Source organism: Candidatus Berkiella aquae, from assembly GCF_001431295.2.
Classification (GTDB): Bacteria; Pseudomonadota; Gammaproteobacteria; order Berkiellales; family Berkiellaceae; genus Berkiella; species Berkiella aquae.
Genome location: NZ_LKAJ02000001.1, coordinates 1588150 through 1612652, shown reverse-complemented (window position 1 = coordinate 1612652; position 24503 = coordinate 1588150). Strand labels below are relative to the sequence as shown.

The window sequence follows — 24503 nt, the reverse complement described above, 5'->3', positions numbered from 1 at the left end:
AAGCTAGCCTTCTTATCTGTTATTCGACATGATTTAACTGACTGAACTACACTTAATGCAAGATAAGCCTTTTCATTGCCATAGGAACCATTTCATTATGTTTCGTAAGTTAACTCAAGGTATTATCAAATGGTTGACCGATGAGAGAGCCAATAACGAAATACCCCTGTGTGACTTTGAGCGCATTCGTTATGAATTGCGTCCTTGTGATGTCTTACTGATCGAAGGTCGCAGCCGTATCAGCGAAGTGATTAAGCAAATCACGCAAAGCTCTTGGTCGCATGCCTGCATCTATATTGGGCGCTTGCATGATGTTGATAATGTGGCTTTACGAAAAAAATTAGAAAAACAATTTAATGGCGATCCTAATATCCAATTGGTCATTGAAGGTTATCTGGGTAAAGGCACCATCGTTAGCCCACTCGAAAATTACAAGCATGATCATATTCGGATCTGCCGTCCTCGAGGGTTATCACGACAAGATGCCCAACAAGTTACCGCCTTTGCGATTCATAAGTTAGGGACCGATTATGATATGCGCCAGATTTTTGATCTTGCGCGCTTTCTCGTTCCTTGGTCGATTTTGCCACGTCGCTGGCGCTCAAGTTTGTTTGTCCATCACGCAGGACAATCAACAAAAACCGTTTGCTCCACCATGATTGCAGAGGCCTTTGCCTGTATCGATTTTCCGATTTTGCCGGTTATTAAACAACATGAAGAAAGTGGTGTTGAACTTTATGCCCGTAACCCACGCCTTTTCACACCAAGGGATTTTGATTATTCCCCTTATTTTGAAATTATTAAATATCCTTTTGTTTCCTTTTTAGAAAGCCCTTATCGCCACTTGCCTTGGAATAGACAAGGGTTAATGAGTCAAGACGGTGTCAATATCATTGATCCGATGATGGATATGGATAAACCGAAGAAAAAACGCAAATTACGTCTTAAAAATAAAAATGTCAGTACCATCGTTGAGAATCCTGAAATTGAACAAGAGATGCAAGCAGAATTAAAGGCACTCGATCAACAAAGTATTTTAATTGAAACCTCACCTGAATCAAGGACCACCAAAACCACGTTATTCAGTATGATTTTGCATCGTTTTTCGATTGGTTAACTATTTTAAGCAATGGGTACATTAGTAAAAGCGCTCTTGCAAATTATCTTGATTGGGTATGTCCTCGTTGCGTTATTATTTTGGACGCTTTCTGATGGCGTTTTATTTCAACCTCCGAACTTTCAGCCACAAACAATCCCGGGAATGATTCAGATCCCTTTAGCAAATCAGCAAAAGCTAGCCGCTATTTATTTACCCCAGCCAAGCGCACGGTATACTATTTTATTTAGCCATGGTAATGCAGAAGATCTTTCCACGCTCTACCCCTTTTTAAAGTTACTAACTGAACATGGTTTTTCGGTATTTGCTTATGACTATCCTGGGTATGGCCAAAGCACGGGTAAACCAAGCGAAGAAAGTACTTATCAAGCCATCAATGCTGCTTATCAATATATGACAACTGAATTAAATATCCCTGCTAATCATATTCTGGTTTATGGGCGTTCACTGGGTGCGGGTCCTAGCATTGAATTAGCAAGCTACTCTCCTTGCGCTGGCCTTATTTTAGAGAATGCTTTTGTCTCAGCTTATCGCGTTTATACACATTGGCCCCTCATCCCCTTCGATAAATACCGCAATTTGCATAAAATCGCTGCTATTACCGTACCAATCTTGCTGATTCATGGAACCCATGATAGTGTTATTCCAATTTGGCACAGCAAAAAACTATTTGCTCATGCAACATCGCCTAAACAAGCTTATTGGGTAGAAGGTGCCTCACATAACAATGTGCTATCTGTTGCCAAAGCCGCTTATTGGCAAGCTATCAACCGCTTTGTCACGAGCCTGACGAAGACTGGAAAGGAATAACACCTCCATGAATCATTGCCCCTGTGGTTATACCAAACCCTACAGCGAATGCTGTGGTCAATATATTGAAAAAGGCCGTGCGGCTCCTACACCTGAAGCACTGATGCGTTCCCGCTATAGTGCCTTTGTCGTTGGTAACCTTGAATACCTTAATCAAACCATGAAAGGCAAAGCGGCTGAAGAATTCGATATGGAAGAAACGAAGCGCTGGTTAACCAATGTAACCTGGTTATCATTGACCGTCACCTCTGCCAAAATTAAAACACCCAAACTGGGTTTTGTGATTTTTGAGGCACGGTATCAAGCGAATGGTCAATTACATGTCATGCGTGAAAAGAGTGAATTTCATTTTGATGAAGGGCACTGGTACTACGTCGCAGGGAAAGCTTTAAATCCGCATATAGGAACTAAATAGGTTATGCAACGCAATACAACCTTTCTTTTTGATTTTGATAGCACTTTTATTCAAGTTGAATCACTTGAGATTCTCGCTGAGATTGCCTTAGCAAACCATCCCGAAAAAGCAGAACGTCTGCAAGCTATTCAAAGCATCACCGAACAAGCGATGGAAGGCCGTTATTCTTACCAAGAAAGTCTTGCTGAGCGAATGAAGTTACTCGATTTGAATCAAAGTCACCTCACGCAAGCAATCGAATTGCTAAAACAAAAAATCACCCCTTCTATTTTAAGAAATCGTGCCTTCTTTCAAACCCATGCCGATAATATTCACGTTATTACTGGGGCTTTTATTGAACTGGTGTGGCCGGTCGTCAGCCCTTTTGGGATTAAACGGGAAAATGTTCATGCCAATCGTTTCATCTACGATTATGAAGGCGATGTTTTAGGCTATGACCATCATCAATTACTCGCACAAGATCAAGGCAAAGTTAAATTAGTGCAAAAATTAGCACTAAAGGACGATGTGATTATGATTGGCGACGGCTATAACGATTATGAAGTGAAAGCAGCAGGCCTTGCGAGTACCTTTGTTGCCTTTACTGAGAATATCACTCGCAATAATGTGGCAGATGCAGCAGATGCGGTGATTCATGAACTCGAAGGGCTGTTTATTACTTGCCAGCTCCCTTTTACCTCACCAAAATCGCCTAAAAAAGTCTTATTGCTTGAAAATATTCATCCCTTTGTTGAACTATATTTTAAAGAAAACGGCTTCTTGGTTGAATCCTTACCAGGAGCATTGAATGCCAAAGAATTACACAGCAAACTCCATGATGTCAGCATACTGGGGATCCGCTCAAAAACCGAAGTCACCGCTAATATCATTGAAGGTGCAGAAAAATTAGAGGCCTTGGGTGCTTTTTGTATTGGCACCAATCAAATTGATATTAATAAAGCTTGCGAACAAGGGATTGCGGTTTTTAATGCACCATTTAGCAATACCCGCAGTGTGGTCGAATTAGCAATTGCTGAAATTATTTTATTAGCGCGAAATGCAGCCGCCCTTAGCGGCAAATTAGCCAAAGGACAATGGCATAAATCAAGTACAGGTGCTCATGAAGTTCGCGGCAAGACATTGGGTATTATTGGTTATGGTAATATTGGTTCCCAACTTTCGATTATTGCCGAAGCCTTAGGGATGCGTGTCATATTTTATGATATTGCTGATAAATTACCGCTGGGTAATGCCAAACGCTGCCATCATATGGATGAAGTATTAACCCAGGCCGATATTGTTTCTATCCATGTGGATGGTCGCAAAGAAAATCATCATCTGATTGATGCAAAATCTTTTGCCTTAATGAAACCCGGTGTTATCTTCTTGAATTTAAGTCGTGATTTTACCGTCGATTATGAAGCACTCAATGAAGTGATGCGCTCAGGTAAAATGAAAGGTTGTGGTATTGATGTTTTTACCAACGAACCCCATGAGTCAAAAAGTGAATATCAAACGCCATTGCAGCAGTTTGAAAATGTCATTTTAACTCCCCATATTGGTGGTAGCACGGAAGAAGCGCAGCAACATATTGGGGAATATGTTTCGAAGAATCTTTGCTCGTATGTCAACGAAGGCAGTTCAACAGGCAGTGTTAATTTCCCACAACTCTCACTCCCCTCAATGAACTACCCACAGCGGATCATTCATATACATAAGAATGTGCCCGGCATCCTCGCGCAAATTAACCGCTTATTTGCGGAGTCAGGCAGTAACATTGAAGGACAATTCCTTAAAACCAATCAAGAGATTGGGTATGTGATTACCGATATTAATCGTCAATGTGATGATAAATTACTACAACAATTGCAGGCCATACCCCATACTATTAAGGTTAGAGTTTTAGATAAATAGCCCAAAGGGGGCGACTGTAGCAGGGTTGATAGCCCAAACAACGATAACGAAATTGGCCAAAAAGGGATGTTTACATGGAGTATAAGGATTTTTTCTACCAAGCGGCTATCTACTTATTAGCAGCAGTCCTTGCGGTTCCCCTTGCTAAGCGACTTGGTTTTGGCTCAGTTTTAGGTTATCTCATTGCGGGTATCATCATTGGTCCCTTTGTGTTAGGCACCGTTGGGAACACTGAGAGCATCATGCATTTTGCAGAATTTGGTGTGACCCTCATGCTCTTTCTGATTGGTTTAGAATTACGTCCTGCCGCCTTATGGCGCTTAAGAAGCCAAATTTTTGGCTTGGGGCTCATTCAAGTATTAGCAACAACCCTTGCCTTCACCGGCGTTTTTATTCTCTTAGATTTTTCCTTTGTCAGTTCATTCGCGATTGGTATGATCTTTTCGTTATCTTCTACTGCGATTGTGTTACAAATTTTTACTGAAAAAGGCTGGAACCGCTCCCCGGTAGGAGAAGCCACACTATCAGTCTTGTTATTTCAAGATTTAGCCATTATCCCCATTTTGGCTATCTTACCACTGCTCGGCTATCAAGTTCTCATTGAAGATCCTCATACCCTTACCGCTAAACTTAGTGGCTGGCACCAAGCCTTATTCACAATAGGCGTTATCGCCGCGCTTATTATCGCAGGTCGATTTTTACTACGCCCCCTATTTCGCTTTATCGCTAACTCCAATTTAAGAGAAATTTTTACGGCAGCCTCTTTGCTGGTGGTCATTGCCAGCGCCCTGGTGATGCAAGCGTTAGGTTTATCAGCTGCATTAGGGACCTTCTTAGCAGGTGCCGTTTTAGCTGAAAGTGAATATCGCCATGAACTAGAGGCAGATATTGAACCTTTTAAAGGGCTCTTATTGGGGATCTTTTTTATTTCAGTTGGGGCTAATATTAATTTTAGCCTTATCTATCACAACCCCATTTTAATATTAAAGATCGTTACGCTATTGCTCGTCTTCAAAGCAATGATCTTATTCGCCGTCGCTAAAGTCTTTAAAATCAATACGCAAAATTCTCTGTTATTTTCTCTCACATTAGCCCAAGGGGGAGAATTTTGCTTTGTTTTGCTCTCTTTCGCCGCCGGCATTAAAATCTTCTCCAATGAAACAGCAGCCCTACTGATTGCAGCGGTGGCGATTAGTATGCTACTTACCCCATTAATGATCATCTTTTACGAAAAGGTATTGGCACCTTATTTTGTGCGTAGCCAAAAAGATACCGATTTCGACAATATTGAACAACAAAAAAGCACGGTTGTGATGGCAGGTTTTGGTCGTTTTGGCCAAATTATTGGCCGCTTATTAATCGCGAATAAAATAAAAACCACCGTTTTAGATTTAGATGCAGAAGCGATTGCTATTCTTCGCCAATTTGGTTTTAAAGTCTATTATGGTGACGCCTCGCGTATGGATTTGCTCGAAATCGCTGGTATTAAAAATGCTTCTTTGTTTATTATTGCCATTGATGATTCAGAAAAAGCGCTGGAAATTGCTAAACAAGTGAGAAAACACTATCCCGATTTAAAAATCCTTGCCAGAGTACATGGACGCACCCAAGCTTATGATTTTCTTAAAAACGATTTTAACCATGTTTACCGCGAAACCTTTGATTCCTCTTTGGCCATGGGCTTAGATGCCTTACAATCATTGGGTTTTGATCAAGAACAAGCAGAAAGAATGGTTAAATTATTCAAAGAACACGATGAAGCATCCCTTGCACACCTCTCCAAACTTTATAATCGACCCGGTCAACCTGATCAGGCCTACATCAATGAAGCCAGAAAAAGCCGCAAAAATCTAGAAGATGCCATGATGGCCGATAGAGAAAAGCATTCTTCTTAACTTTTTAGCTCCCTGAGAGAACGAATGTTTTCGCTTGTCCACGACATCCATTATAAGTCTGGATTTCGCGGACAATTAACTGACTTTGATCAACGGATAAATGTCTAAACAATAAATGACCACTTATCGCAGATAAGTGTTTCATTCAAAATTAAACCATTACAAATCAAACCCTTTCAGCAATAAAACCCTTATTACTCAGTATTTTTCTTATTACTTATCTCGCTCTCATCGAATAACATATTGCAAACAATACATAAAGCCAACTTAAAAGGTTGCTATGATCTCAGGTACTAAAAATAGTAATGGCGAAACTGCGCTGCATTTAGCCGTAATAAACAACCGTCTTGAAATCGTTCTACTACTATTAAAAAACGGCGCCAATATTGAGGCTAAAAATAGTAATGACGAAACTGCGTTGCATTTAGCCACACGGCGAGGTAATTATAAAATTATTCAACAACTATTAAAGCACGGGGCAAACGTTGAGGCTAGAAATGCAAACGGCGAAACTCCTTTTCATCATGCTAAAAATAAACCTCCAATCATTCAATTGCTATTAGCTAATAAAGCCAAGATTAATGCTAAAGATAATGACGGAAACACAGTGCTGCATAAGACCAGAGGCTACCATACTGAGTTTTTATTAGATAACGGTGCAGATATTACTGTTCAAAATAACGACGGCAAAACCCCACTACAATTAGCAGCAGGTAGTGATTTCACAAGTATTTCCGAACAGTTTTTATCTATCATCATCAAAAAAATTTCTGCATTTGGACGCTTTGATTGTTTACAAGAAGATTTTTATCTCAGTTTCTTGAAAAAAACATTGAGTGCCGATAGTAAAAATTGGCAAGAAGAACTTGCTATTGCTGCAAAAGAAGAATCCATCGACACACCAGCAAGCATGATTAGTAAAATATCAACCTACACGAAAAATGAGGATAAACTCCCAATAATAAAAATCATTGAACGACAGTATGCTAATGCGATGGCATTAGCAAAAACATCCTCATTAACCAGTGGAATACTGCTCCCTAATATAGATTACAAAATACCGCTTTCCAGCATAGAAGAGGGTCTAAAAGCGCTATCTCTCAGTACCACATCAAGCTCTTCACTAGCAGAAGATGCTGTCACGCCATCTCCAACATTACTTTTATGGGGGAATCATCAAGCAAATGAGGCGGCAGCTGCATTAGATGCTAATGAATATTGCAGTGATGATGAATTAACTAGCGGAATTAGTAAAAGCGTTAGAAGATAATTCATATTGTTTCACTGCGACCGCAGTTCTTGAGATAGAGGTCAATCTTCCCCCCCATGTAGGCGCAGCCAAAATGGGGGGCTAGCTAATTTCCTCGCTGCCGCGAGGAGAAAATTCTGCGCATGTATTAAGGCATTTGATTATTTGTCTGATGAGCGAAGCGAATCAATCGCCCACTTTGTAAAGGGGGCCATTCGTTTGTAAAAACGAAAGGGGGCATTTTCCGGTGTCTTCTTGATCAGCGGACAAATGTCAAAACAATAAATGACCACTTATCGAAGATAAGCGTTTCATTTAAAATTAAACCATTATAAATCAAGCCATTTTAGCAAACAAACTCCATTCGTTAAGCATTTTTCTTATTACATATCACTCCGTTATTGAATAATATATTGCAAATTATATACAAAATAACTTACAGGAGATTGCTATGATTTCAGGTATCAGTGATTTAGAGAGAGAATTTAATACTAAAAGATTCTTCGAGATTATCGAAAATTTTCCCTATGATGAAAAAAATAAAACAACCTTAAAAAATTTAATTCTAGAAGGCATTCAGCTAGGCAAGCAAGATAAATTTGGCAGAACGCCACTGCGCGTGGCTGTAGTAAAAAAATATATTGAAATCGCTCAACTGTTATTAGATAGAGGCGCTAATCTTGAAATCGATCAAGTGCCATTACATAGATACTGTTATGTACTCAATAAAGATAGAGACGGTAATGTTCAATTCGATCAAGAGTTTTCAGAACTTCAAGAACCAGAAAATTTTACCCTTGATGATCTTGTGCCATCCCCAACATTGCTTTTATCGGGCAATCATCAAGCAAATGAGGCTGCAGCTGCATTAGATGATAATGAATATAGCAGTGAAGATGAATTAACTAGCGGAATTAGTAAAAGCGCTAGAAGATAATTCATATTGTTTCACTGCTCCCGCAGTTCTTAAGAGAGAAATCATAGCTTCCCCCCATGTAGGCGCAGCCTAATGGGGGCTAACGAACTTCCTCGCTACCGCAAGGAAGAAACATCTCCTCAGCTGCTGCGGTGTCACAAATAGGCAAATCTCATTTTATAAATGCCACAATTTATATGGCCTCATATCGAAAATAATCTCTCGAATCAAAATCAAATACTTATAAATCAAACAACTACCGCAACTAAACCCTTATTACTAAGCATTTTTCTTATTACTTATCTCGCTATCATCGAATAATCTATTGCAAACAATACATAAAGCCAACTTAGGAGTTACGATGAATTTAGCTGAAATAAGCATTTATTCTAAAACAATAGACATTTCCATTCGAGCTGGCTTAGACCGTGCTGCGGAATATAGCATTAAAGCCATACTTCTCCAGTTAATCAATGAAATTATTGCCGCTGGTCGCTTTGACTTTTTGCAGGAAGCACTTCAACTCCATTTCCCTGAAGAATCATTTAATACCCAAGAAGACATAGTTAATACAATACTGGCATCTTCTCTAATAGAGAGACTTAAAATAATAGAAATCATTATACAACAGTGTTCTAACGCTAGAATAATGGCAAAAGCTTGCTCATTAACCAGTGGGATACTGCTTCCTAATATAACAGACGACCACATTATCTCTACTCATACTAGAATTTTGGATAATGAACCATCGAGCATATGCCCTAGCCCCTCAGCTTGTTCTTCGCTTATTGACGATGCTCTCACGCCATCCCCAACATTGCTTTTATCGGAAAATCATCAAACAAATGGAGCTATAACTGCATTAGATGATAGCAATGATGAAGAAATAACTGGCAGAAATAGTAAAATTGCTAGAAGAGCATAATTCAGCGTGATACTTATCTAGATCCTGGCTCTGCGTACACTTCGTGTACTTGACTGGGATGACAGAAACCCTAATTTTGTCATCCCGGTCAAGCTTGCAAAGCAAGGTAGTACCAGGATCTCTACATATACTGCCGGACAGATGTCTGAATAATGAATGACCGCCCATCGCAGATAAGCTTTCCATTCAAAATGAAATACTTATAAATCAACCAATTTCCGCAATGAAACCCTTTTTACTAAGCATTTTTCTTATTACTTATCTTGCGCCCATCGAATAACATATTGCAAACAATGCATAAAACCAACTTAGGAGTAGCGATGATTTCTGGTGCCAATATAGATGAAAATACGCAAAAATTCTTTGAGATTATCCAAAAACCCCACTCTGATGAAAATACAGCCATATTAATAAACTTAATTCAGGCAGGCATTCATATTGAGAAACAAGGCCAATACTGTAGAACTCCACTACATTGGGCTGTAATATTTGGCAATACTGAAATCGTTCGATTACTATTAGATAACCGCGCTGATACTGAGGCTAAAGATATTACTAAAAAAACACCACTGCATTGGGCCGTAATACAGAAACGTCCTGAAATAATTCAACTATTATTAAAAAACGGCGCAAACATTGAGGCTAAAGATAATTTAGGAAAAACACCACTCCATCGGGCTATTTATCTTCATCAAAACTTTCAGTTCTTATTAGATAATGGCGCTGATATTGAAGCCAAAGATAATTCAGGCAGAACACCACTACAGTTTGTATCAACCAGATTTAACCCAAATATTTTTGAAAAATTAATAACAGACCTCATTGACAAAATTGATGATTTTGGACGTTTTGACTGTTTGCGAGAAGATTTTTATCTCAATTTCTTAAAAAAAACATTGAATGCTGATAGTGAAAATTGGGAGCAAAAACTAGCCGACGCTGCAAAAGAAGAATCCATTGACACGCCAGTGAATATGATCAATAAAATATTTTCTTATATGCAAAAAGAGGATAAACTCCAAATAATAAAAATCATTGAACGACAGTATACTAACGGTAGAACATTGGCAAAAGCTTACTCATTAACCGGTGGATTATTGCTTCCTAACATAGTAGATCGCCCTTGCACTTCTGCTCGCATTAGGATTCTGGATAACGGGCCAACGAGCATATGTTCTAGCTCCTCATCTAGCTCTTCACTTATTGATGATGCTCTCACGCCATCCCCAACATTATTTTTATCGGGGAATCATCATCAAGCAAATGCGGCGTCAGCTGTATCAGATGATAACGAAGATAGCAATGATGATGCATTAACTAACCGAATTAGCAAAACAGCTAGTATATAATGCAGCATGGCGTCACTGCTTTCGCAGTTCCTGAATGAGAAGCCATATCTTCCCTCCATTCTGGCTGCGACGGTAGTGGTGTCAAAAAGTGGCAAATCTCATTTTATAAATTCCGCAATTTCTAGTTAATATTTGCCATACTCTCGGCTGCACATAACATGTTAACTAAGGATTTTTAATCCAATTGGCATATGAATGCTCTGAATAATGAATGACCGCCCATCGCAGATGGGCTTTCCATTCAAAATGAAATACTTATAAATCAACCAATTTCCGCAATGAAACCCTTTTTACTAAGCATTTTTCTTATTACTTATCTCGTTCTCATCGAATAACCTATTGCACACAATACATAAAGCCAACTTAGGAGTGACGATGATTTCAGGTGCCAACAAAGCGACCAATACGCTTAAATTCTTGGGCATTATCCAAAAATATACACCTAATGAAAGTACAACGGTATTAAGAAGCTTGATTCTTGACGGCATCCATATTGAAAACAAAGATGGCTTAGGCATGACGCCACTTCATTGGGCGGTTTTGAAAAATAATCCAGATATTGTTGAACTTCTATTAGATAACACAGCAAAAATTGATGCTACAGATGACATTTACCACACACCGCTACACCTCGCAGCAAAGGAAAACAAATATGAAATTGCTGAATTACTACTGCGAAACAAAGCTAATATGGAAGCTAGAAGTATTTGTGGCCAAACGCCATTGCATTGGGCAGCAATTATAAAAAATCCTAAAATGATTCAATTGTTTATAAATTACAAAGCGAATATTGAGGCGACAAATATTCGCGGCCACACTACTCTACATTTGGCTGTGGCAGTATCTGATAATCTTGAAGCCATTCGATTGCTCTTAGATAACAATGCTGACATTCAGGCTGAAGACAAAAATGGCAATACTCCACTCAAATTAGCATTAGAGCATACCGTTAGGTTTGAAAATTTTTTATCTATCATTCTCGATAAAATTGCTGCCGTTGGACGCTTTGACTGTTTACAAGAAGACTTTTATATCAACTTTCTAGAAAAAACATTGAAGAAAAATAATGATGACAAAGGCTGGCAGAGTCAACTCGCTGCCGCTGCAGAAGTCGAGTCTATTGACACACCAGAGAATATGATTGCCAAAATATTAACTTATACACCTGAACAGCAATGTCGCATTATAAAAATCATTGAACAGCAATATGTTAATGCAATGCTAATGGCAAAATCATTAATCGGTGGAATACTGCTTCCTAATATAGACGACAACACACGGCTTTCCAGCATAGAAGAGGGTCTAAAAGTGCTATCCATCAGTGCCGCATCTAGCTCTTCACTAGCAGAAGATACTGTCGTTCCATTCCCAACATTGCTTTTATCGGGCAATCATCAAGCAAATGAGGCTGCAGCTGCATTAGATGATAATGAATATAGCAGTGATGATGAATTAACTAGCGGAATTAGTAAAAGCGTTAGAAGATAATTCATATTGTTTCACTGCTTCCGCAGTTCTTAAGATAGAGGTCATATCTTCCCCCCCATGTAGGCGCAGCCAAAATGGGGGGCTAGCTAATTTCCTCGCTGCCGCGAGGAGAAAATTCTGCGCATGTATTAAGGCATTTGATTATTTGTCTGATGAGCGAAGCGAATCAATCGCCCACTTTGTAAAGGGGGCCATTCGTTTGTAAAAACGAATGGGGGGATTTTTCGGTGTGCACTTTATAATGGACTCGCGAATTTCCTCGCACCGGAGGAGGAAGTATCGGCACGGCGGCAACAGTGTCACATAATTAATATACTCAACTCATTTTTTTGTCATACAAAAACCTAGATATCCTGCAAATCATAGCATTGTCATATTTTTCTTGATATTATTCGGGCTCAAATTATTAGTTAGTTTGAATTCTTTTATTTGAGGAAAAATAATGAAAACCATTACAATTCATGAAATGCAACAAGTTAGCGGCGGCGTTGTCTTATCATTCAGTGGCGCAAACATATATGTTGACACCACAGGCATCCCCCACCAATGCGCTAACGAAATTTCAAATATGACAAATGATATGCTCAGATTGGCTGAAAATCCCAATGCCGCCCCAAGCGCCTTCATGATTGGACTTGCTCCTCATATGGATCGAATGATAGCTTCAGGATGTGATGCATACCTTGATACTTTCAATGCACGCCTACAAACCGCTGTTGTTTACTAAAGAGTTGAAGATTCTTCTTACTTCTCTTACTTAGCGGATTCCTTTAAAATCCCGATTGCACATCTGTGTAACCGGGATTTTTTCTACCCTTTTCTAAAAAAATTGTTCACAATAGCTTAAGTTGATTGAAGGATCTCCATTGTGGCAAATATCATCGTTATTGGGGCAGGGATCGCAGGCTTAAAAGCCGCGCTTGATCTTGCAAAAAACAAACAGTGCGTTACCTTATTAGAAGCAAGAGAGCGTTTGGGTGGTCGCATCTATACGGTGAAAGCAAGCGATCATGCCACTGCAATTGAATTAGGTGCTTCTTATTGGGAAGGTTTGGAATCAAGCCCTCTTTACCAAGATTATTTTTCTACCCAAACCAACGATCCTAGTAAACCTTACACGAAACAATATAAAGAAACAGACTCCATTATCGTTGATCTCAAGGATCCTCATAAAACCCCCCTATCATCCGCTGATATTGCAAACTTCTATGATATGGCGAATGATGCATTACAAAAAGCTTATAGGACGCGTTTAGGTAAAACTTTCGAGCAAGTGATAGCCTCATGCGAATTACCTGCCGACCCCACTCAAGCCTATTGGGTCAAAAAAATACTCGAACTACAATGCATTCATCAATCAACGCCCTTATCTGCCATCGGATTTCCTGATTTTCTCATCCCAAATGATGAAGAAAAATTAAATGCATATAATGAAGCAACCGCCAATTTTTGTTTTGTTGGCAATGGCTATGGTTGTGTGATTAACCAAATAGCAGAACAATGTAAGAATGCCGGTGTCAAACTGATTACAAACTGCCCTGTTACTAAAATAACGACCCAAGAAAATGGTGGTATTGAGATAGAGACCAAACAAGGCAATTTCCACGCCGATAAAGTTATCTGCACTATGCCGCTTGGCGTATTAAAAACCCAAGCGCATACACTTTTTAGCCCTCCACTTTCTCCTGAAAAAATAGAGGCGATTAACGCAATGGGAGTCCATACATCTACGAGAGTGGTACTCGAATTTGAGACACCCTTTTGGGACAATCCACTCGCTCCTTATTTATTATTAAGCGATCCAGCGAGTCAAGGCATGAGAGAATTTCGCAATAATTGGGTCTTACATGGTAAAGCGATTTTGCAGACCCCAAGCTATGCCAATGAAGCGCAACACCTTTCTGATCGCGCTTTAATTGAACTGATACTATCTCACTTGCGTTTGGCCTTTGCACAAGCTGACGTTCCTTCGCCCAAATACGCCATTGTGCACCGATGGAGCGATGATCCCTATGCCCAAGGTGCCTATCCCTACCGTACGCTACAAATGAATGAAGAAAATCATCAAGCATTAGAAAAGCCCGAAGGCAATATTTACTTTGCCGGAGCAGATTTCTCACGCCATGGATTTTCAGTGCAGCATGCTTACGCCAAAGGAAAACAAGTTGCGGCAGAAGTAAATAGTGAATACCCCCCATATAAAATGTTATTTAAATGACTTTACATTGGCGATTTTCATCCCTATACTCATCCCTTTAAAACTATTCATCCGTGTAGATAGATATGATCAAAGCGAAAGCACAACAAGCATCGAAGCAGATTGGTAAAGTGTTAAAACGCTTTTCATATTGGGATTATCTATTAGGCTTGTCCACTCTCTCAACCCCCGCATTTTTAGGGTTACCCTATTATTATTTAGTACTTAGCGCAGCGGCGACTTCAGCTTGCCTTCTGATGCCAAGAAATGCAGGCACCTATCAGCAAAAAAGTGAGCAGGAATCACCAGAATATGTGCGTATCAATCAACTGGTTTCGAAGATCTGCGAAGAAAGAAACTTAAGTAAAATCAATCATATTATCCTTAGGCATAAACCAGGCACACCTGTTGATGTCGTTGCCAATATTGATAAAAATAATCAACAGTTCATCGTAATTTACGGGGATATTCAAAGCTTAACTAATCAGGATTTATCGATTTTATTAGAGCATGAAATAGCGCATTTACATTTTAAAGATTCTAAAGCAAAAAGCTATATTGATAGGCTTTATTACGCATCGGTAGGGCTCTCTTTGCTGGCTATTCCCAACAATCTTATTACTACCTTGATTTTAGGGACGTCAGTCACGCTTATTCGACAAGCCTGCATTCGTTATCGAGAACTCAGAGCCGATCGTTTTGCCATCGCAGATGCGCAAACCAATAAGATTAATCCAGAAAAAACCCAAGCGCTAAAAGAGGTGGTGGCTAAAATCAACCATGTTTCTCTTGATGCCCGTGCAAAAGCAGATAATGAATTTTTCTTTACGAAAGTAAAAACCCATCTAATCAACAGTTACACGCATCCTGAAACCATTTCCGAAAGTCTAACCCATAAACTGCTCGAATTGTGCTCCTCTCATCCAACCGTGCATCAGCGTTATTCATTCAAATAAACGTGATAGCACACCTAAATAACGATAAGCGGTAGTCAGTAGCATCTGAGCACACACACACTAATACCTCAATATTTGGTAATATAACCAACATACAAATATCGAACATTTTTGGGGCTTTATTTCATGATGTCATTTTTTAACGATTACCTTATCGCACCGGTTCAATCCGCCACAACTAATTACATCATTAATCCCACAATTAACTGGGTAACCAATAAAGCAAAAGAGATTTTTACCAAACAAGCTGTTTCTACCCTTTCAAAAAAGGCGGTCAAACCGCTCTTAGATAATGAAATCGATCCTATCGATCCTAATGGGAATGCAATGCATTTTAACCAAAATCCGCTTGAGAGGCTTAACGAACTACCCCAAGACATCAAACGCTTTGGTAAAGGCCTTGCGGTAGAACAAGGCGCTAATGTGGCATTTAAAACCTTGAATTACCTAAATCCAACACCTGGCGCAAAAGCATTAACTTATATAGCGCCAAGAGCCATGCGCCTTAGCAGTACAACCAATGTTCAATCTCCAAGCTTCGCTAAAACCATTTTATGTGGCGCAGGTAGCCATGCCCTTAGCACCCTTGCTCAAGAAAGTACTGACGCATTACTGCCTACATGCGCACCTTATGGCGGTTATGTGGCTTATGGCCTCACAAATGGCATCTCACAAATAGGACTGGAAACCATTTATAACAAAGCAACCGCACGTTTAGCTTAAGTCGTTTTTAAAAAAAGCCAATCATGAGTGATTGGCTTTTCTCATTTTATAAGGGTTATATCATGCTCTCAGGAAGTTCATCTTCAATATCAGAAGATTTCACCCCTTCGGTGACGATTTCAAAAGAAGAAATAACCCAAGCTTATCTACAATATCTGATTGAGCAGCATCAGTCTTATTTCCATACCGTACAAGGCTCTAACCCAGGTGATTCAGCACTTGCTATCATTGAAGCCGATTCACAATTTGAAGCAGAACATGTTAATGGCATGCTGCGCTATCTGATTGGCCAAAGACCTCATTTTGCTAATCAGATTGGTATTTTTCCCGTCTTCAATCAAGATGCTTTCTATCGATTAGCACAAGATCAATTAATCAAAAAAATGTTGAACCATCCTGATTACCAATATCTTGTCAAAGATACCACGCCTTTAATTGAGTTAAGCGATTGTTTAGATTTTCCTGAATTATGGGAAAAACGCAATACTGAAGAAGTACATCGCACTTGGCAAGATCAAGAAGCGATACGAGTGGCAGGAGATATTTTAGACCATCAGGGAACAACCGATGAAGTCATGTTAGAATGGTATTTAGAAAGTATCGCCGCCTCACCGCTTGCCTTTTTGGGTAATATGAATCAACAAGATATGGCTTTTAAGAATTGCTCGCAATTTATCATTCCCTTGCGAATCGATGGGGTACATTATACCGTTGCGATCGTTGACTGTACTGCAGAAGATACTGCCCACATAAAATATTATGATTCGATGGGCCATGATCTACAAGATTATTTAAAGCAACAATTAATCAACTTTTTTGAAAATCATTTTGCCGATGTCACTTATGAATGCGTTTCTAAACATGAGCAAAAAGATGGATATAATTGTGGTATTTTTGCTAGTTTCAAAGCGATAGATTTAATCAATATCAACACCCAACGATCAGAACGTTTATTACCTAATCTTAACACGCAAGAGTATCATGCATTATTTAATTACTTTCGCAATCAAGTCGCCGAAATGTTGAGATTATCCGGCTGTAATATTGAATTAGATCACAAATTAGCAAAAATGATCCAAACCGAACACCAGCAAAGAGAAGAAGCCAGCAAAAAAGCAGCGACACCTTCACTATTAGAAAGCTTCTTTAATGGGTTCTACTCAACAGCTACATCAATACTAGGGATCCATAAACCTGTTCAAAAGAAGGCATCGACTCCCCTATTCGATTTGTTAGGCGATTTACCAGAACATACAACTTACCATCCCAAAACGTCCATTGCACATCGACAGTGGAGCGCGCCTTCGGCTCTTTTCTTTGATTTAAAGAAGAAGAAGGATAAGCAAGATAGTTCTGAAGAATATGGCTGGGAACAAAAATCAAGTGACGACAAAATAGATGAAGGATTATCATCTAGTACACAAAAGAAGAAAACAGACGATAAAAAAAGAGCGCGCAGTAATAAAGCAGAATGCCCTGTTATTATCATTGATAACGATTCAGAAGAAGAGAGCTCTGATTCAATGCCATCTCGACCTGTCAAAAAGCAGTGTAGATAAAACACCGAGGATGCTCTGAGTGAGCATCCTCTCTTTTTGCTACAGCACCTTATCTGGCCGTTTGCATAAATCATATTATTTATCAATGTGTTATAATAAATTCCTCTAAAAATAAGCCTTTTTCTGATACTAAATGTTCGAACAATTTATCATACTAGCTTAATTATAATTGGAACATTTAGGAAAATTATCAAATCATGCTGCTATCGCCCATTTTTTCAAGAACATTTTTATCAGACAATCATCATGGTAACGTTGCTGCCATCCACTATGGTTCTAAAGAATGGCTAAAAGTTAACTCAACCATTGATTGGGCAACTCAGGATAATCGACAATGGATATCTGCAGGCTCATCACATAAGCGCGAACATCTGCTCTTTGATGAAAACAGTGAACTGATCCAAGATATTAAAGACTATGCCGTTTTAAAATGTCGGTCGTCACTTACCCATGATATTCCAGCAATTCTCTCTATAGTTAATGCGGTTGTGAATGAATTAACCACAGAGCCTAATAAAACAGTCCGTGAAGTTGAAGCAGAACTTGATAATAAATTACGTGATTATATCTTAAAGCAAAATACGCCCACAGGTGAACCCATCATCATAACCATGGATGAGTTAATCCGAAATAAACTCCTGGTATGCCGACATAAAGCGCTTTTAGTTGCCAGCATTCTTGGTGAACTTGTCAAACGACAAATTTTACCACCCGGTATTGTTAGACAATATCGTTCAACCCTCGTTAATGATGCAGGTAAAGCCATTGGCGCACATACCTGGGCTGTTTTTCGTGATCAAAAAACCAATGACCTTTGGATCTGTGATCCAAGAGCTCGTTACGTCGAAAACGTTACCACCCATCAAGCCGATGTAGAAGAAAGATTTTATGGCAGATTCGTAATTGAAAGAATGATGCAACGCTTGAATCAGTTAGATGTAACAGAAGATAAAAAGCCAAATGATCATTTTATGGGATACTTTCCCAGGCTTGTTGCCCACTTCAATCTCATGAGCATCCCTGCTCCAAGCCCTTTACGTAGATCTGAGCCACCAATCTCATTTCTGCAAGATAATGTACATTTAGAATATCGACAAATAGAGGCTGGCAATAATCGCACAACCCGTTTCTTTAAACACATCGGTAAAAAATGCTCCTCCAAGGCAGAGACGCGTTTTCATCAACTGATTAGAATGAGCGACCTCTTTAAAAAATTAAGCAATAATACCGAATTACCAAACAGTGAAAAAGCCAAAATTTTATATGCTTATTTACAAACGATTCGTATGAATATTGCTGATGAAAATAATACTTTCTACTCTTCTTTGGCAGAACTTTGTAATTACTATATCAATGAATTATGTTCATTTTCACTTGAGATAGGAGATATCGGTCTATTTACAGAAATAGAACTTAATATTGCAACACGTTTAGAATACAATCAACAAGCAAATGATATGATTAGCGGTAAACTCATCGATATAAACAATATGCGTTTTGGTGGTGAGGTCTCTATGGCGTAAAACACCAGCCATTTACCCCGCACCTCAAGCGCCGTAGGGGCGCAGGATAGGTCACCCGAATGAGGTTCACCTGCAAATACAAGCGACGTCTATCGGGCCATTCATCGCGCCATACAAGAATTATTTTATTATTCATCAAAAACTTATGATTTTAATATTTTTTAAATAAGCCTTTTCCTTATATAAAACATTCTTATAATTAATCACAATAACGTATATTGAGTATGATTAAAGGGGAAATGACGTATGCTAGCACTATTTTCATCACCACATCTTTCGCGCTCCTTTATATCCGATAATAAACATGGCAGTGCACCAACCTATCAATACAATGATAAAGAGTGGTACAAAACGAATTCCAACATCAATTGGGCAAATCATCCTAATCAGCAATGGATATCTCTGGGCTCATCCCATAAGCGTGAACATTTACTCTTTGATGAAGATAGTATCATTATTCAAAATATTAAAAGCTTTGCTATTTTTAAATGTCGCCCCCATACTCATGATATTCCCACTATTCTCGCGACAGTGAATGATATTTTAAATCAATTAACCCAACAACCTGGCAAAACTGATAAAGACGTTGAATCTCAACTGAATGAACAAGTCAATCAATTGATTTGTAAAAAAAAATTAGAAACCTCAGATAGTGAATCCCCTGTTATTTCAATTGATGAGTTAATTACTCGTAAACTATTAGTATGTCGACATAAAGCGCCTTTAGCAGCAAGCATTCTAGGCGAACTTGTTAGACAAAATATTTTACCTCCAGGTATTGTTAGACAATACCGAACATCCTTATTTGATGATACGGGGAAAGTGACAGGTGCTCATGCCTGGGCTACGTTTCGCGATCAAGCAACCAATGAACTTTGGATGTGTGATCCAAGATGGAAGTACGTACAAAATGTCTCAAAAAACGCCAGTGAAGTAATGAAAAGAAAATATGGCGAACTGGCGACAACAATGATGCTTCATCGATTAGACGCGTTAGATGACGCGGAATTCCAATCACAATCAAGCGAATCAAGCAGTTCTGAATCTTGTTCAGTAAGCGCGGTTGAACCTCATATCGAATTTTTAGATGATAATGTTCAGGATCAGTATCAACGCCTAAAACGGGATAGCAGTTTAGCAACGCGTTTTTTAAAAGCGACTGGCAAAAAAATCTCTGCCAAATATGAACGTCGTTTAAATGAACTCACTAGAATACAGGATTTATTTGAAAAAATGCGTCATAACTGGGAAATGCAAAGCTCGGAAAAAGCTAATTTACTCTATGCTTATTTACATAACGTTGAAAGAATGATTGCCGCTGAGCAAAATACTTATCATTCCAATTTGACGACGCTATGCGGTCTCTATAAATATCAATTGTATCGATTATTTAAAGATACGCCAGAACAACTTGATAGCTTTAAAGACATCAAAAGACCAGACTCACCTAGGTGTGTTGAACTTATTCAGCGTGCAAATCAGCTTATTCATGATGAGCAGGCACTGCCAATGAGGTTGATACACGGGTAAGTGAAACACTAGGATGGCAAGCGGCTTCTTACCTTTTTTGTCATTCGTTAATGAATTAAGATAAAAATCCCCCGCTCGGTGCGCCGCACCAAGCTGCCCCCTTTTATTCAAAGGGGGCGTCAAATAGTACATCTGATATAGGGTTGCATACTTTGAACTAGATGAAGGATAGATAGCCCCCTTTGAATAAAAGGGGACAGCTCGCACTTGTCCGGCGTAGTCCGGCGAAGCTTTTAGCGTAGACGGACGAGGACGGCAGCGAGCGGGGGATTTTATCTCTAAAGCCCCTCACAATAGTGCTTACATCCTTGTAACTGTCTGTAGCCCCAAAATGGTTAAGCCTGTCTTTAAAACGTGCGCCGTTAATTCACATAATGCCAAACGTTGATTTTGCTCTGGCACCCCTTCGACACGGCAATCCCTGAAGAAAGCATTAAATTTCTCGGCTAATTGATATAAATATTCGCACAAACGATTCATTAATAAATCATCCGCAATCGACAACAAAATTTCGTCAAATTGGGCTAAATGTAAGCCTAAATTGATTTCACTGGGGTGAACCAGATAAATACTTTCTTTGCTGACTTCACCTTGAATTTTGCGCTTAATGCCTTGAATACGCACAAAGGAATACATTAAAAAAGCTGCGGTATTTCCTTCAAAACGAAGCATGCGATCGTAACTAAAGGTGTAATCATGCGTTCTATTACAAACCAAATCGGAATATTTAACCGCATTAATGCCTAATACTTTAGCAATTTGCTTAATCTCATCGCTACTATAACTTTCTTTCGCTTCTTGATTACGCGCTTGTAAAATTTCTTCGGCTTTAGAGACTGCCGCCGTTAATAAATCAATTAAACGCTCTGTTTCACCGGAACGTGTTTTGAATTTTTTACCGTCAGGCCCTAAGACTAAGCCAAAAGGCACATGATCCACTCTGACCTTGCTAGGATCTAAATAACCTGCCTTTTGCGCAGCAGCAAATAACATCGCAAAATGAGTAGCTTGCCCTGCATCGGTGACATAAATAATGCGACTCGCTTTTTCATCTTGAATACGATGGCGTATCGCTGCCATATCGGTTGTCGCATAATTAAAGCCACCATCTGATTTTTGCAGCATAAAGGGCAATGGTTCGCCTTCGCGGTTATTAAATCCTTCTAAGAAGAGACATTTTGCGCCATCAGAGATTTCAATTAAGCCTTTGCTTTCTAAATCAGCCACAATCTCTGCTAATTGCGGATTATAATAGGATTCTCCCCGCTCAATGAGGTGAATATCAAGCAAATCATAAATCTCTTGATAAGCCTTACGTGAAATTTCGCAAATCACTTGCCACGCTTTTAAGGCTTCATTTTCACCTTGCTGCAATTTAACCACTTCCAGTTGTGATTGCTTTTTAAATTCAGCATCTTCATCAAACTGCTTCTTTGCCGCTTTATAAAATTGCACCAGTGTTGTTAAATCAACTTCTTTTTGATGGGTGATAATCCCTGGCTCATATTGCTTGATATACGCAATGAGCATACCAAAAGCGGTGCCCCAATCACCAATATGATTAAGACGTAATACAGGATAACCTAAATATTCTAATAATCTTGCCAGCGAATCCCCAATAATGGTTGAGCGCAAATGCCCAACATGCATTTCTTTAGCGACATTGGGGGATGAAAAATCAATGACGACTTGCTCATCGGTTTTGTCAGAATCCGGCCTTTTCTGTGTCATTTGTTGGCAATATTGGCTTAAAAAATCAGCCGACAAGGTCATATTAATAAACCCTGGCCCCGCAATTTCAATATGGGCGAAAGACCTATCTTGCTCAATGACAGCCGTTATTTTTTCCGCAATTTGTCTTGGCGGCATTTTTAGTAATTTCGTCAGTTTCATTGCACTATTGCATTGATAATGACCAAATCGCTCATGCGTGCTTGGCGTAATATCAATCGGGGTTACGGCCCAATCCATCTCGGTAAAAACTTGCGAAAAGGCCGCATGTAATTTTTTTTCAATATTTTGTTTTAATGTCATATTAAGATTCATATTTTGCTACTTCAAAATTAAAATAAGTGTCAGGGAATGGTTCGTTTTTCAAGGTAAAATGCCACCACTCTTGCGGGATCCCTTCAAAACCAAATTCTGCCATGAGGTTTTTCAAATGCTGGCGGTTCTCATAGGCTGTTTTAGAAACGGCTTGGTTATCAGGATGTGAAAGTTCATCCATAAAATCAAAAGGAGTACCAAAATCAACCGTTTGATTATTCGCCGTATCGATAATGGTGACATCGACTGTGCTACCACGTGAATGGCTAGAACGACGTGCCAGATAGCCAAGTGCAAAAAAATCTTGCTTGGCGATACGGGGATAATAGGCTTGCTTGGTTTTCTGGCAATCAGATTGACCCCAGGCCCAAAAATCATCGCCTGCCATTAAAGGTCGAAATGCTTCTAAAATGACGAGTTTTGGCTCTTTTACCTTAAAAGCTGCTTTAAAATGTGGATCTTGCAAGGTTTCTTGTATTTTTGCTAAGGCTTGGGCGCATTCTTGGGTCACAATGGCATCACCATCTTCGGCATACCCTGCTATTGGGCGTCCCACAAAATTATCGGATCCGGTATATTTCAAATCGATGACTAAACTGGGGACAGCACGGGATAAGACAACAAAGCCTTCAGGTAAAGTTCGCTTAAACATATTTAGTCACCACACTTATTTAATTCAACCTTTAATGCCTATAATAGTGCCTTTTATCGCCTAAAGGGCAGATTTTTATGTCTGAATTCTATACTATTTCTCCATTCGTACCCATGCGTTTTAACTAGCTATATTGAGGAAATACCGTGAGTTTGGATCCTGCTAAACAAGCTGAGATAGAAATGCAAACCTTATTGGACAGCATTCCTCGTTCCAAATATTTCCCTATGGCCCGTGAAGAAATCGTTGATAGTACGATTGACTCTTATGAGACGACTATTAAACGCCTCAAAGCCTTTGTTCGCTTCATGTCATCGCTGAATCCAATGCAGTATTTGAAATGGATGTTAGAAGCTTTTGCACGGTATGTCCCAAGCAAAACAACCAGCAGCAACGCACCTGCTGAAGCTAGCCTAAGCCAGCAAGCTTCGAAATCGGCAAGCCCCCGTAAAAAGGCACAGAAAGACTCATCGCACAAAGCGACCAAATCTACCCGGCGTCGTCATACCGTGTAAATTATTTGGAGGGCAGATCTGTGCGATCCCCTCAAATATTACTATAGTATCGTCATTGCGAGCAGAAGCCGCTGTTTTGTCTTCAGCCAAGGCGCTATATGTTCGAGCAGCACAGTTTACGTGGAGGTAAATGAGCAGCGCAGAACATATAGCAACGAAGGATCAAGGCAAAAGGACATTTTTTTAGTTGATGTAGCCCTTGATTTGGCGCTGTATGACCTCCGGCCCAATAAACATATCATCCACGTACCAACCTGCTCGTTGCTTAGCCGTGTTTTTAGTCGTTTTTACAAATTGGAATTCTAGCGGTATTTTTTGATCGCCAACCGCCACTTCTCCGAGAAGATATCCCGAGGTTTTATTTGGTCTAGTGACGCTCTTGAGCCATTTTACGTCGGAATATTGTTTGAAATTATATTGATCAACTTGTTGCTTAAAACTTTCTAAATCATGTCGCTGTTTATAATCAACACTAAATATGTCATAGGCGACGGGATAACTGCCTTGCTTGATATTTAATAAAAAACTGGTTCCTAGCATTTCAAAGGCGGGTAATGTTCCAATGACTAAGGAGCCAATGAAGCCTACAATCGCACATCCTATAAAAAAGTAGAGTATTTTCTTCATGGTATCCTCTGATTAAACCTTTTCGGATTCATTATAATGGATATTTATCAAGCCTTCCAAACCTATCCGCCTTCGCTAATCTGCCTTCGCTTTCAGCTACGGCGTGATTATGCTTCGG

The 24503-nt window shown here is 39.4% G+C and carries 21 protein-coding genes; 18 read left to right on the top strand and 3 right to left on the bottom strand.

Features of this window, described 5'->3' with window-relative positions:
* Positions 1 to 97 precede the first annotated feature (97 nt).
* From HT99x_RS07225 to HT99x_RS07145, 17 genes are all read left to right on the top strand, one after another.
* Positions 98 to 1117, top strand: coding sequence for a YiiX/YebB-like N1pC/P60 family cysteine hydrolase (locus HT99x_RS07225; RefSeq protein WP_075066298.1), 1020 nt, complete (start codon positions 98 to 100; stop codon positions 1115 to 1117).
* Between the two features lie 12 nt (positions 1118 to 1129).
* Positions 1130 to 1927 (top strand): alpha/beta fold hydrolase, encoded by a 798-nt coding sequence (locus HT99x_RS07220; RefSeq protein WP_075066299.1) that lies wholly within the window; start codon positions 1130 to 1132, stop codon positions 1925 to 1927.
* Positions 1928 to 1934: 7 nt separating this feature from the next.
* The gene (locus tag HT99x_RS07215) at positions 1935 to 2342 is read left to right on the top strand and encodes a YchJ family metal-binding protein (protein WP_075066300.1); all 408 of its coding nucleotides are present in this window, start codon (positions 1935 to 1937) and stop codon (positions 2340 to 2342) included.
* Positions 2343 to 2345: 3 nt separating this feature from the next.
* Positions 2346 to 4235 (top strand): phosphoglycerate dehydrogenase, encoded by a 1890-nt coding sequence (gene serA / locus HT99x_RS07210; protein ID WP_075066301.1) that lies wholly within the window; start codon positions 2346 to 2348, stop codon positions 4233 to 4235.
* 74 nt (positions 4236 to 4309) lie between these two features.
* Entirely contained in the window at positions 4310 to 6130 is a 1821-nt protein-coding gene (locus tag HT99x_RS07205) for a monovalent cation:proton antiporter-2 (CPA2) family protein (protein ID WP_075066302.1), read from the top strand.
* 280 nt (positions 6131 to 6410) lie between these two features.
* Positions 6411 to 7400 carry an ankyrin repeat domain-containing protein gene (locus HT99x_RS07200; protein ID WP_075066303.1) on the top strand — a complete coding sequence of 330 codons (990 nt, stop codon included), beginning with the start codon at positions 6411 to 6413 and terminating at the stop codon, positions 7398 to 7400.
* Between the two features lie 430 nt (positions 7401 to 7830).
* A complete protein-coding gene (locus HT99x_RS07195) occupies positions 7831 to 8316 on the top strand; it encodes an ankyrin repeat domain-containing protein (RefSeq protein ID WP_075066304.1) in 486 nt (161 codons plus the stop codon).
* 340 nt (positions 8317 to 8656) lie between these two features.
* On the top strand, positions 8657 to 9220 hold the full coding sequence (locus HT99x_RS07190; protein WP_075066305.1) for a hypothetical protein: 564 nt from the start codon (positions 8657 to 8659) through the stop codon (positions 9218 to 9220).
* 320 nt (positions 9221 to 9540) lie between these two features.
* Positions 9541 to 10569, top strand: a complete 1029-nt coding sequence (locus tag HT99x_RS07185) for an ankyrin repeat domain-containing protein (RefSeq protein WP_075066306.1) — start codon at positions 9541 to 9543, stop codon at positions 10567 to 10569.
* A 375-nt stretch (positions 10570 to 10944) separates the two neighbouring features.
* The gene (locus tag HT99x_RS07180; RefSeq protein WP_259565914.1) at positions 10945 to 12057 is read left to right on the top strand and encodes an ankyrin repeat domain-containing protein; all 1113 of its coding nucleotides are present in this window, start codon (positions 10945 to 10947) and stop codon (positions 12055 to 12057) included.
* A 442-nt stretch (positions 12058 to 12499) separates the two neighbouring features.
* Positions 12500 to 12784: a bacteriocin gene (locus HT99x_RS07175; RefSeq protein ID WP_075066308.1), complete on the top strand. Its 285-nt coding sequence runs from the start codon at positions 12500 to 12502 to the stop codon at positions 12782 to 12784.
* Between the two features lie 141 nt (positions 12785 to 12925).
* A complete protein-coding gene (locus HT99x_RS07170) occupies positions 12926 to 14275 on the top strand; it encodes an FAD-dependent oxidoreductase (RefSeq protein WP_075066309.1) in 1350 nt (449 codons plus the stop codon).
* Positions 14276 to 14340: 65 nt separating this feature from the next.
* Positions 14341 to 15210 carry a M48 family metalloprotease gene (locus tag HT99x_RS07165; protein WP_075066310.1) on the top strand — a complete coding sequence of 290 codons (870 nt, stop codon included), beginning with the start codon at positions 14341 to 14343 and terminating at the stop codon, positions 15208 to 15210.
* A 126-nt stretch (positions 15211 to 15336) separates the two neighbouring features.
* Positions 15337 to 15933, top strand: a complete 597-nt coding sequence (locus HT99x_RS07160; RefSeq protein ID WP_075066311.1) for a hypothetical protein — start codon at positions 15337 to 15339, stop codon at positions 15931 to 15933.
* Positions 15934 to 15995: 62 nt separating this feature from the next.
* A complete protein-coding gene (locus HT99x_RS07155; RefSeq protein WP_075066312.1) occupies positions 15996 to 17492 on the top strand; it encodes a hypothetical protein in 1497 nt (498 codons plus the stop codon).
* A gap of 197 nt (positions 17493 to 17689) precedes the next feature.
* On the top strand, positions 17690 to 19015 hold the full coding sequence (locus HT99x_RS07150; protein ID WP_075066313.1) for a hypothetical protein: 1326 nt from the start codon (positions 17690 to 17692) through the stop codon (positions 19013 to 19015).
* 246 nt (positions 19016 to 19261) lie between these two features.
* The gene (locus tag HT99x_RS07145; protein ID WP_075066314.1) at positions 19262 to 20545 is read left to right on the top strand and encodes a hypothetical protein; all 1284 of its coding nucleotides are present in this window, start codon (positions 19262 to 19264) and stop codon (positions 20543 to 20545) included.
* A gap of 300 nt (positions 20546 to 20845) precedes the next feature.
* On the opposite strand, the gene argS is transcribed toward HT99x_RS07145, so the two are convergent.
* Together argS and HT99x_RS07135 are read right to left on the bottom strand one after the other, a co-directional pair.
* Positions 20846 to 22591 carry an arginine--tRNA ligase gene (argS, locus tag HT99x_RS07140; RefSeq protein ID WP_075066315.1) on the bottom strand — a complete coding sequence of 582 codons (1746 nt, stop codon included), beginning with the start codon at positions 22589 to 22591 and terminating at the stop codon, positions 20846 to 20848.
* Positions 22581 to 23243: a M15 family metallopeptidase gene (locus HT99x_RS07135; protein WP_075066316.1), complete on the bottom strand. Its 663-nt coding sequence runs from the start codon at positions 23241 to 23243 to the stop codon at positions 22581 to 22583. The genes argS and HT99x_RS07135 overlap by 11 nt, the downstream gene beginning before the upstream one ends.
* A gap of 146 nt (positions 23244 to 23389) precedes the next feature.
* Here HT99x_RS07135 and HT99x_RS07130 point away from each other — a divergent pair, with 146 nt between their 5' ends.
* Positions 23390 to 23758 carry a hypothetical protein gene (locus HT99x_RS07130; protein ID WP_075066317.1) on the top strand — a complete coding sequence of 123 codons (369 nt, stop codon included), beginning with the start codon at positions 23390 to 23392 and terminating at the stop codon, positions 23756 to 23758.
* A gap of 183 nt (positions 23759 to 23941) precedes the next feature.
* Here HT99x_RS07130 and HT99x_RS07125 read toward each other — a convergent pair whose 3' ends face one another.
* A complete protein-coding gene (locus tag HT99x_RS07125) occupies positions 23942 to 24385 on the bottom strand; it encodes a hypothetical protein (protein ID WP_075066318.1) in 444 nt (147 codons plus the stop codon).
* Between the last annotated feature and the right edge of the window lie 118 nt (positions 24386 to 24503).